Below are 10,788 nucleotides of genomic sequence, written 5' to 3'. Positions count from 1 at the left end.
CGATGGATCCGCGCGGGTGGCACGCCGGCGGCGTCCGCCGCGCGGGCGACATCCTCCATCAGGCCGGCCGGTCCGCAGACATAGACCGACAGCCCATCCGTGCCGGCATGGGACGCCATCGCAGTGGACGGATCGAAACGCGGCGTGTCCGCGCGACCCCGGTCATGCACCCGCACCCGCGATGCGAAGGGGGCCTGCCGCAATAGTGGGGCCAGGACGGGATCACGGGCGACGTAATGCAGCACGAAGGCCCGGCCCTGGTCGTGCAGCGCGTGGGCCATGGCGATCAGCGGGGTCACGCCGATGCCGCCGCCCACCAGCACCACCTGCCCCGTGCCGGGGCGCAGGGCGAACAGGTTGCGGGGCGCACCGATCTCCAGCCGCGCGCCGGGGCGCACCCGTGCATGCACGGTGCTGGAACCGCCACGTGAGTCCGGTTCCAGCAATACGCCCAGGCGATAGGCATCCCGCCGCGCCGGGTCGCCGCACAGCGAATATTGGCGCACCAGCCCGTCGCCGAGAAACAGGTCGACATGCGCACCGGCCTGCCAGACCGGCAGCAGGCCGGACAGTGGCCGCAGGTCGAACAGCAGGACCTGCCCCAGGGGCACGACCGAGCCGACCTGGACCGTGATCCGTCCGGGTTGCTGCGACGGGGCATTGTTCAATGGGGCGGTAATCACAGGATGTAACTCACCGCGGTCAGAGCCTCGGTCGCTTCGAGCAGGCGGATCACCTTGCGGTCGATCTTCAACCCCTTGGGCGTACGCGCCAGGCGATAGGTCACGTGGGCCGCGTAATCGTGCACCCGATGCTGCCGCAGTTCCTTCAGCACCTGGGCGCAGCGCAGGGTGCAGGACTCCGTGCCGCTATCCAGCATCCGACCGCGCCCCAGCAGCCTGACCGTGCGTGCCGGTGGCGCCGCCGAGATCGAGCGGCCGCCTAGCAGCCGCTCGACACGCTTGCGGCGCATCGCGGCGTCATCATAGGCATAGTTCAGCGTCGCTTCGAAATCGTCCTGATCGGGATCGATGGGAACGATGTATTTCGCCTCCGGCGTGTAGAGCGCGAGCCATTCATGATACGCGCCGTGGTCGAGCAGATCGGCTTCCAGCGTGATGAGGGCCATGGCCTCATCGAGAGGAATGGTCATGCCGCGTCTCCTCCGCTCATGGTGGCGAGCCACTGGCGATAGGCTGCGCGCATCCCGGTCTCGGCGCTGACGTCGCTGCGCAGATGCCCATCCGCGCCCCGCGTTTCGTGCCCCAGGCCGCGATTGAGCAGGACGGCGATGCCGCGCCCGGCATGGGACCCGCGCTGCACGCGGTCCCATGCCTCGGAATCGTCGGGGGTGCCGAAGCCCATCGGCCCCTGGAAATGCTCGTGCAGGCGCAGGCGCATCCGGTTGGCGATGTCCGGGCCGCCATCCATGCCGATGGCGATGTGGCGGATTTCCGTCCGTGTCACGTCGAGCGGACGCAACACGCGGAAGAATGCCATCGAACAGGCCAGGTTGGGGAACAGATTCAGGTTGAAACCGGTACCGCCCACGGCGCGCACAATCCGGCGCACCTGCTCGGGCGGATAATCCTGCGAAAGCATCTCGGCCAGTTCGCTGAATCGTTCGGGAATCGGCGCGTCCAGGTTCGCGTCCAGGTCCACCAGTTCGGGGATCATGACCATGACCGAATGGCCGTTGCCCAGATCCTTGACGAATCCGTCACCTTTCACGAAATCGAACGTGTCCTGGGTCTCCGCGTCGACGGAATCGAGGAAGGATTTGTGCACGATCGGGAAATGATAGGCGTCGGTTGTGTTTTCCAACTGGATCTTCCAGTTGCCGGAGAAGGTGAAGCGATGCTCGCCCATCGTCTTCACCGGCCAGCCCGCCCCCTGCTTCATGAACAGGCCGATCCAGGGCCGCGCCGCGCCCAGCCATTCGTCCAGCGGCGCGATGCCGTGATCGAAGGTCGCGAAGATCAGGCCGGCATACTCCGCGACCCGCAGGTTGACCAGCGGCAGCGCTGCCTTGTCGAGTTGCCCGTCATAGCCTTCCGCGTAGGGCACGCCGCGCAGGGCGCCGTCCAGCCCGTAGGCCCAGCCGTGATAGGGGCAGACGAAACTGGCTGCCCTGCCTTTCGCCCGTTCGCAGACCGTCGCCGCGCGGTGGCGGCAGCGGTTGAGCATCACATGCACCGCGCCCTTGCGGTCGCGCGAGACGATGACCGGGTGCGATCCGACGAAGGTCGTGACGAAATCGCCGGGTTCGGGAATGTCGCTGTAGTGCGCCACCCAGATCCAGTGATGCATGAAGATGCGTTCCATCTCCATCCGGTACAGCGCCGGATCGCTGTAGATCGAACCGTCGGCACGATCCGGGGCCAGGAATGTTCCGGGATCGGGCGGGTTGGTCATGATATCGCTCCATTCAAGGGTAGATCGGGCCGGTCGCGTGCTGGCGCGTCCGGGTCAGAAATCGTGATTCAGTTCGAAGCCGGTCATCATCGGGGCCGCCACGACGTTGTGGATGAACGCGCCGTTCGGCAGAACGAAGAAGGAATTGAACTTGGACAGGATGATGTAGCGGTCGAGCGCGTTGTTGATGTAAAACGATGCCCGCCATTTCGGCCGCTTGTAGGTGATACGAAGATCCAGCCGGTTCCACGCGGGGATATCCAGGATCGGGTCGTTCGCGGTCGCGTTGGACCCGACATAGCTGCTGTCGACCCAGCGGAAATTGGCCTGGAAGGCCAGGTTCTGCTCCGGGGCCAGCGGCACGGTGTAGGAGGCCATCGCGTCCGCCGTCCAGTCGGGCGTGCTGGGCAGCCGGCTGCCGGTGCGCACCACCGGTGCCAGGCCCGCCCCAGGATAGATGACATAGTTCAGGAAGCGGCTGGCGGTGTAGGAGATGCTGCCGCTGACATTCAGCCGCCGCGTGACCTGTGCGTCCAGCCCGCCCTCGAAGCCCGTCACGCGGCTTGCCGCCGCGTTGGTGATGGCGTGCGAGGTGATGCCGTCACGGACCACCGTCGACTGGACCTGCTGGTTCTTCATTTCGATATCGTATCCGGCAACCGTCAGGTTGACCCGGTTCGCGATCCGGAACTTGCCGCCGAGTTCGTAATTGGTGACCTTCTCCGGCGCCACTGGGGTGACGTCGGTGGGCAGGAACGGCGCCTTCTGGTAGCTGCCGGATTTGAAGCCCTGGGCGTAGCTCAGATAGATCGAGCCCAGGTGCGGCAGGTCGTAGCGGAGCGAGGCCGACGGCGAAGCATTGTACCAGGCATGCGAATTCAGCACCGGGCTGTTGAAGCTCTGCCAGCCGTTCTGCGTGCTGTTCATGGGCGCCGTCAGCACGCCGTTCACGGGAATGACGTAGCGTTCCAACCCCGACGCATCGATATGTTCCCATGTATAGCGCACGCCGGCATCGAGATGCAGGCGCGGCGTGATGGCGTAGCCCGCATGGGCGAAGCCCGCGACGCCCGTGCGGCGCAGCGCCACGATCTGCGAGTTCCAGAACCCGTTATACAGCGAGGGCGGGCCGCCGGACGGATCGTTCAGGTCGGCCAGGCTGTAAAAGCGGTTGCTGTATTCCCGGTCCTTGTAGGCCGAAACGCCGCCCCCCATGTCAGACGGCGCGTCGTCAGGGAATCCAGCCGCACGGTCTGGACCTTCGATTCCTGTTCTTCGTAGAGAACCTGAAGATTGTTCTTGTACGCGGCATTGCCCACGAAATCGATGGGGGCGTCCGAATAGGCTTCGCGCCACGAGGTGACCGAGGTCAGCGTGGCGAAGGGCAGGTGCCATTTCGCGTTGATGCCCACGCCGTAATCGGCGCTGTCCGCCTGATAGGCCAGGTCGCCCATGATGTCGTAGCAATGGCAGCTTGTCAGCGGCCCGCCGGCGCTCTGATTGCCGTTGTCGCGATGGTAGTCGCCGATCAGGCGGATATCCGTCGTGTCCGTGGGAACGAAGCGGAATTCGGAACGAAAGCCCGCATTCTGTTCGACTCCGGTATATTTGTCGAGATGGATGTGGCTGCCATAGAGGGCGACCAGGTCCTCGCCCGGAAAATAGGGATTCTGGTAATGGGGCGATGAACCGGTATTTTTGAAATATCCGTCCGAGCGCGTGTAGTAGGCCAGGAGTGAGCCATACACCCCGCGAGTGATCCGGCCGCTGGCCAGTGCCTGGACCTTGGCCGTGTTGTAGCTGCCATAGCCGACCGCCATCCGGCTGACGGCGCGGTCGTCCGGTGCGCGGGTGGTGATGCTGACGGCCCCGGCCTCGGAATTACGGCTGAACAGGACGTTTTCCGGACCCTTGTAGATGTCCACCCGCGCCGGGTCCAGGAATCCCATATCGAAGCTGATCGCCGGCATGTAGATCTCGTCGACATAGGTGCCGGTGCCCGGTTCCAACTGGGCATTGTTTCCGACGCCGCGGATGACGAGCTGCTGCGATTCGCCGGTGGGAGAGAGCGAACTCGTCGCCAGTGAGATGCCTGGCGTGATGCCCAGCAGGTCCTTCGTGTCGCGGATTCCCATTTCTTGCAATTGTTCTGACGAATAGGACGACACCGATTGCGGCAGGCGGCGGATCCGGGCTGTCTGCCCGCTGGCAGTGACCGCGATCACCTCTTCGCGCACCGTCGCCGGGGTTGCCCCACGGGCCGGAGCGTGCGTCGCCGGCACCGCGTTCGACTTGCGCCCCTTGGGGAGGGATTTGGCGACCGGGTGCGGGGTCTGCGCGCCGGCGGCGCGCGGAAGGGTGGAGACCAGCAGGGCGGACGTGGCGATGACGGTCGCCAGGGAGATCTGTTGTCGCAGATTCACAGCATTGCGGGAACGCACGGACATCGTGAATCCTTTTGGCTCTTGGGGGCAACGTCAATTTGATGACGCATCGAACCACGTTCCGCATCCGGAATCATCACTTTTCATATTAATTATAATTTATATGCGCATGATGCCCCGCTGTCGGGGCGCACTGAATAAGGCGGGCTGGCTGCATCGCCGACGTATGTGTGGTTCTGCGGCGCCCACGTGCGCCGGCCGCTGGCCCAGCTATGCGGGATCAGAAGCGCTGGAGTTGTTCGAAGATCATCCGCAGGCGCGCGTTGAGCGCGTCCATTTCGCTGTCCGACAGGTCATCAAACACGAACGAGAAGATCCGCGCGATTTCCGGCCGCAGGCGTTCCAGCGTCGCGCGGCCTTGATCGGTGATCGTGATGTGGATCGCACGCCCGTCGTCTTGCGAGGTCGCGACATGCACCAAACCATCCGCCGCCATGCGCTGGATGACCTTCGTCAGCGTGGATTGTTTCAGGATGGCCGCGTCCATCAATTGCGACAGCGACGACATGTCACGCTGCGACAGGGCGGACAGCACCTTCCATTGCGAATTGTCCACACCGGCCCGCTTCAAGGCACGCTCCGCCTTCAGGCCGTGCATGCTGGAGATGCGCCCCATCCAGTAGAACGGAGAATCTTCGAGCCTAAACTCAGGTAAAAACGGGGTCTTGCGGGGACGCGTCACAATGGATTCTCAATTCTATTTTCGAAATGGCAATTCAGGCAGCGGAGACGTGATGCTGATCAGCATCGCCTATCTTGGTGTCCAGTTCCGATGAGGTTGGACACCGATCTCCGGTCGTCCATTCAGTGCCGAGAAAAGCGCAATGGAAGAGATGAGCGTATATCGCTGGTGCGACGGAATTGCATCGGAGTAACCGAATACGGCCAGTGCCTGGTCCAGCGACGTGCCGGCGGTCGTCTGCTTGTCGGTCATCGCCTGCTTCCTATTTCCCGATCAGTGCGCGGGCCTTGGCCCGGATTTCGGTGAGTTCCGTCTCTGAAATCCGACCCTTCCGCTTGGCGCCTCGGGCTCGCCAGTCGAGCGATTTCACTTGGTCAGCAAGGACGGCGCTCTGGCGGTCGTTGTCGATTGCGACTTCAAATGGGTAACCTTTTCGTTTGGTCGTAAGCGAGCAACACAAAAGCAGGCCGATGCGATTATAGGTCGCCGGCGATAAGACGACTGCGGGATGATGGCCCGCCTGTTCATGGCCTGCCTGTTCATGGCCTGCCCGGGGCGGGAATTCGAGCCAGATGATATCGCCGGCGTCAGGCACATATGCCGCCATCTCAGAGGCGTTCCTGGCCGACCGGCCAGCCAAAATCGACCTCCGCATGGATATTGTCCGGGGTGATGCCCGAAAGCAGGTCTGTCAGGTCATATTCGGCTTTGCTGACCGGCTCGATAACCACACGTCCGCCTTCCTCGCGAACGTCGACCGGCTGGTCCAGTTTCAGGCCCGCAGCGGCCATCACAGAGGCGGGAATGCGGATAGACGCGCTATTTCCCCATTTTTTTACGACGGCTCTCATGTTCGACCCCAAGTATCAACTCTGTAGATACTACCTTGCCAGGTGCAAGTGTCAACGTCGTATCAACATTGAAGGTCAATCCTCACACCAAAAGTCTCCGATCTGCCGGCCCAGCCGGACTGTGATCCGCACGTTCTGCTTCAGGGTGATGAGGGGGAGTGAGGTCGTGTCCAAAATGACGCGGCACCGGGTCGTCTGCTTGTCAGCCATTTCACCGCAGCACCCAACCCGACAGCCTGCCAGAGCGTTTTCCGTGCATTCTGAATCGCTGAGGATTCCCATTGGGAGCGTGATCTGATTCAAGATAACAGCCGGGATGGGGCCGGCTTTGGTGGATCGGAGCGCGCCGCTCTGATCCCGGCGATCAGAAATCCGCCGTGAAAGAAAATTTGTAGGTTCGGGGCAGGCCTTCGAGCAGATAGCCGCCATAGGCCGATGCCCAGTAGCGGGCATTGCCCACGTTATCGATACCGAAGCGGAGCGTGACCGGCCTGTGCGCCGTGACGAACGTGTAGCGGGCCCCGAGATCGAACCGTGTCCAGACCGGCAGGTGCAACGTGTTGGCGGTGTTGACCCACTGCTTGCCGGTATTGACCACGCGGCCGGTGACGGTGCCCCCGCGCAGGAACGGCAGGTCATATTCGATATTGGCGTTGATCGAGTAATTGGGCACGCCGATGGCGCTGTGGCCGTTCTGCAGCCCCCCGGCGGTACGTCGGAGATCCGCGTCGATCAACGTGGCGCCGCCATTGAAGCGCAGGCCGGGCATCAGTTCGCCGTTGATGTTCAGTTCCGCCCCGCGATTGCGCTGCATGCCGTCGACCGTGAAGATATACTGGCCGCTGGTACCATAGGCTGCCGTATAAGAATTGGGCTGCGAGATCTGGTAGAACGCCAGCGACGCTGCGAAGCGCCCGATATCGTATTTCGCGCCGACTTCATACTGCACCGAGCGATAGGGCGGAAAGACCTGTCCCAGGTTGACGACATTGCCTGATGCCGTCGGCCCCTGCGACAGGCCTTCGATCCGGTTGAAATAGACCGAGGTCCGCCGGGTCGGATGCACGACCAGCCCGACCACGGGCGTGATCGCCCCCTGGTCGTAACTGGCGTTGCGCGCGCCGCGCCCGGGGGCATTGTAATCGAATCCGTCGACCATCAGGTTCTGATAGCGAAATCCGCCCGTCAGCGCGACGCGATTGTCGAAAAATGACATCGTGTCCGAGAAGAACAGGCTATAGAGCCGCGTTCCGCTGATCTGCTGGGGATTCGCGACATTGCCGCCGGTCAGCGTCTGGTCGGGCGCACCGGTATAGACAGGGCGATAGATATTCGTGGCGCTGTAGGGCCACGCATAGGCGTAGGCGCTGTCGCTTTCCTCCCACAAGGCAGAGCCGCCGGCATTGATCTCGTGCCTGACCGGGCCGGTTGCGAAATGCGCGCGCACGCCGCCGCGCGTGCTCTTGTTGGTCTGCACATATGGCACATAGAGATTGCCGTTGGTGCTATCGCCGGTTCTTGCGTTATTGACCGTCAGAACCTGGTAGTTTCCCTGCTCGTGGCCGCTCAGGCCACCAAAGGCGCCATAGAGCATGACGTGCTTCGACAGATCATGCTCGATATTGAGCATTCCGAAAATGTAATTGAGATCGTTATATGTCCAGGGCTGACCGAAATTGGCATCCGGCGAAACCGGACGCGGAACGTGCGTGACGTCGGAGCCGAGGAAGATGGCTGGCCGCCCCCAGTTGACGCCCTGATTCTGAAAATTCATATCAAGGCTCACACGGGTCCTTTCATCATGCCAGTCGAAATCCCCGCCGACCGCGACCGAATGGCGGCGTTCATGCGCAATGGAGTCGGTGCCGTCCATGCCCGCCACGTTGATACGCGCGCCGAACGCATGGTCGGTGCCGAAGCGCCGGCCGATATCGACGCTGCCGCCCCCCATGGCGCTGCTGGTATAATCGCCGGTCAGACGGGTGATCGGGGAATCGGTCGCGTGCTTGAACGTCAGGTTGATATTGCCGCCGATCGCCGACCCGCCCGGTGCCGCGCCGTTGAGGAAGGCGCTGGCACCGTTGATGACCTGAACCTGGTCATAGAGCTGGGGCGAGACGAGTTGGCGCGGCGTGATGCCGTAAAGACCGTTGATGGCAACGTCGTCGCCATAGACCTGAAAGCCGCGAATGACGAACATCTCGGAAAAATTGCCGTAGCCGTAGGTCGTGCGGACCGATGGGTCGTTCTCCAGCACCTGTCCCAGGGTCTGCGACTGCTGGTTCAGGATCAGGCTGGAATTGTAGCTGCGGATGTTGAAGGGGACATCGATGCCTTTCTTGTTGCCCAAGACGCCGAGCTGACCGCCGCTTGAGACCTGCATCTGATTTCGGCGCTTTGCCTCCACCACGATGGCCTCGTCCCGCGCGCCCTGCTGCACCGGTGCCGGGGCTGCCCCTTTTGCGGCATGCACGGCGGCCGGCTTTCCACCATCGGTCCACGGACCGTCGGGCGCCCGGGCGATCGCATGGGGCGACACGCCCGCCATCAATGCCAGCAATGCCAGATCGAGGGGCTTTTTATACCCGGAACGGTTCGGGCGACGAGGATCGGGCATGATGAGGCACTCGCGATGCTACGCCTCGACCGAGGCGTGGAGGATTCAGATTTTGGAAAAATGTATATTAAACGTTATTGTTTTATTTTCGAACTTCCGCGGCAATACGCGCTGGGCGACATGCCGAAGATCCGGTGGAAGGCGGCGCTGAAGGCGCTGGGGCTGTCGTAGCCGACATCATAGGCAGCGGTCGTGACCGAACGTCCCTGCTCCAGCAGGGCGATCGCCTCGATCATCCGGGCCTGTTGGCGCCAACTGGCCAGGCCCATGCCCGTCTGTTCACGAAACAGGCGGGTGAAGGTACGCCGCCCCATCCCGGCCTCGAGCGCCCAATGATCCAGGTCGCGCCCATCGGTCGGGTTCAGCAGCAGGGCACGGCAGACACGCACCAGCCGCCGGTCGGAGGGCATGCTGATCTGCAACCCGACACTGGGCATGCGGTCCAGCTCCTCCAGCAGCAGGTCGGTCAGCCGGACCTCGCGCCCCTGGGGCGGATAGGGAAAGCGGAATTGCAGGATTTCGTCGATCAGCGCGCGCACCAGCGGCGTGGTCTCGAACACATGGCAGCGATCGGGCCATTTGTTCAGGGTATTGTCGACATAGAGCGTCCGGAACTGTACCGCCGCCCGGGTCGTCACCTGGTGGTGGGTACCCGCCGGAATCCAGATGGCGCGGTTGGGGGGCAGGATATAGCTGGCCGAACCGGTCGTCACCGTGATGACGCCCGACAGGGTCAGGGCAAGCTGGCAGCGCTCATGGGCATGGAACGGATCGGAAAAGCCCGGCGGATAATGGTCGGCCAGCCCGACGACCGGGCTGATATCATGTGGCAGGTCGCTGCTGCGCTTGATCGGAAGGATCTTCGCCTGCGTTGACATTTTCCCCTCCCTCACCCCGCCTTTTTTCGGCATCGGCTCGTGACCATGTCGTTACGTTAATAGGTCGTTGCAATTTCGGTCTGTTCAGCCAGGGCCAGCCGCCGTCTCGATAGGGCCAAAACAGATGCGCCACGACGGGCGCCCCGGGCTGTCGGCAATGGGCCGAGCTTCGTCTCGAACAGGCCGCCCCGGCATCCCGGATGCAGGTCACATGCGCCGTTTCCGATTCCAGATCAATCTCTTGGATGAAAAGCCTCTCTTGGCGCACCCCTGAGACGGCCGCATGGACAAGATGGCATGCCGGTGAAACGATATCCCGACAATCGCAACGAATCCCGTTGCCCGCCCCCATGAAGCATTGCCCAGACCGGGACCCGATAATGGTGCGATACGGTTTTTCCTCCTGTCTTCCGCTGGCACGCTCCGCCGCTGCCCTGTGCGCGCTGCTCGGCGCATCCTCCATTGCCCGCGCGACCCAGCCCGCCGCGCCGACGATCACGCCGGAACAGATCAGCACGCTGCGGGGCGTCGGCGATGTCGCTCTGGCGCCGGACGGCCGGCACATCGTCTACGGCGTGCGAGCATTTGCCGATCCGGCCCGGCCGCCGGTCACGCGGCTTTGGTTCCAGCCCGTCGCGCCGGATGCGCATGCCGTCCGGCTGGACGGGTCGCAGGACAATGACAGCCATCCAAGATGGTCGCCCGACGGGAGGCATCTGGCCTATATCGGCCGGCATGGCGGCGCGCACGACACGATATGGCTGGCCGGTCCGGCAGGTGAGGCCCCGCGCAACCTTGGGCCCTTCGCGGGGGACGCGATCGATTTCCGCTGGTCTCCCGATGGCGGCCGTCTGGCGGTCCTGGTCCATCCCGTCCGTCCGTCCGCGCCCGTCGCGCGGGT

Annotated in this window: 12 protein-coding genes; 1 reads left to right on the top strand and 11 read right to left on the bottom strand. The window is 63.2% G+C overall.

The genetic code is table 11. The annotated features are described in order from the left end of the window. From HUK84_RS05330 to HUK84_RS05280, 11 genes are all read right to left on the bottom strand, one after another. A partial coding sequence (locus HUK84_RS05330; protein ID WP_176639343.1) for a ferredoxin reductase occupies nucleotides 1–683 on the bottom strand: 683 nt, incomplete at its 3' end. Next, complete coding sequence (locus HUK84_RS05325) at nucleotides 680–1,153, bottom strand: aromatic-ring-hydroxylating dioxygenase subunit beta (protein ID WP_176639342.1); 474 nt, start codon at nucleotides 1,151–1,153, stop codon at nucleotides 680–682. The genes HUK84_RS05330 and HUK84_RS05325, both read right to left, overlap by 4 nt. Next, nucleotides 1,150–2,415, bottom strand: a complete 1,266-nt coding sequence (locus tag HUK84_RS05320; protein WP_176639341.1) for an aromatic ring-hydroxylating oxygenase subunit alpha — start codon at nucleotides 2,413–2,415, stop codon at nucleotides 1,150–1,152. The genes HUK84_RS05325 and HUK84_RS05320 overlap by 4 nt, the downstream gene beginning before the upstream one ends. A gap of 54 nt (nucleotides 2,416–2,469) precedes the next feature. Then, nucleotides 2,470–3,630, bottom strand: a complete 1,161-nt coding sequence (locus tag HUK84_RS05315; RefSeq protein WP_176639340.1) for a TonB-dependent receptor — start codon at nucleotides 3,628–3,630, stop codon at nucleotides 2,470–2,472. Further along, entirely contained in the window at nucleotides 3,561–4,862 is a 1,302-nt protein-coding gene (locus HUK84_RS05310; RefSeq protein WP_176639339.1) for a TonB-dependent receptor plug domain-containing protein, read from the bottom strand. Before HUK84_RS05310 ends, HUK84_RS05315 begins: the two co-directional genes overlap by 70 nt. A 217-nt stretch (nucleotides 4,863–5,079) precedes the next feature. Next, nucleotides 5,080–5,430: a MarR family winged helix-turn-helix transcriptional regulator gene (locus HUK84_RS05305; protein ID WP_218064226.1), complete on the bottom strand. Its 351-nt coding sequence runs from the start codon at nucleotides 5,428–5,430 to the stop codon at nucleotides 5,080–5,082. Between the two features lie 180 nt (nucleotides 5,431–5,610). Beyond that, nucleotides 5,611–5,793, bottom strand: coding sequence for a hypothetical protein (locus tag HUK84_RS05300; RefSeq protein WP_176639337.1), 183 nt, complete (start codon nucleotides 5,791–5,793; stop codon nucleotides 5,611–5,613). Nucleotides 5,794–5,803: 10 nt separating this feature from the next. Further along, the gene (gene mazF, locus HUK84_RS05295; protein ID WP_176639336.1) at nucleotides 5,804–6,148 is read right to left on the bottom strand and encodes an endoribonuclease MazF; all 345 of its coding nucleotides are present in this window, start codon (nucleotides 6,146–6,148) and stop codon (nucleotides 5,804–5,806) included. A 1-nt stretch (nucleotide 6,149) separates the two neighbouring features. Next, nucleotides 6,150–6,392 carry an AbrB/MazE/SpoVT family DNA-binding domain-containing protein gene (locus HUK84_RS05290; RefSeq protein WP_374729267.1) on the bottom strand — a complete coding sequence of 81 codons (243 nt, stop codon included), beginning with the start codon at nucleotides 6,390–6,392 and terminating at the stop codon, nucleotides 6,150–6,152. A gap of 364 nt (nucleotides 6,393–6,756) precedes the next feature. Further along, entirely contained in the window at nucleotides 6,757–8,940 is a 2,184-nt protein-coding gene (locus tag HUK84_RS05285; RefSeq protein WP_176639344.1) for a TonB-dependent receptor, read from the bottom strand. A gap of 143 nt (nucleotides 8,941–9,083) precedes the next feature. Further along, entirely contained in the window at nucleotides 9,084–9,887 is an 804-nt protein-coding gene (locus HUK84_RS05280; protein WP_176639334.1) for an AraC family transcriptional regulator, read from the bottom strand. Nucleotides 9,888–10,267: 380 nt separating this feature from the next. Here HUK84_RS05280 and HUK84_RS05275 point away from each other — a divergent pair. Continuing rightward, nucleotides 10,268–10,788, top strand: a 521-nt coding sequence (locus HUK84_RS05275; protein ID WP_176639333.1) for a PD40 domain-containing protein, incomplete at its 3' end; no start/stop codon positions are given.

Source organism: Nguyenibacter vanlangensis (assembly GCF_013376155.1).
In the GTDB taxonomy this organism is placed as follows: domain Bacteria; phylum Pseudomonadota; class Alphaproteobacteria; order Acetobacterales; family Acetobacteraceae; genus Gluconacetobacter; species Gluconacetobacter vanlangensis.
Note: the sequence above shows the minus strand (reverse complement) of the source record. Positions and strands in the feature narration are given on the sequence as shown.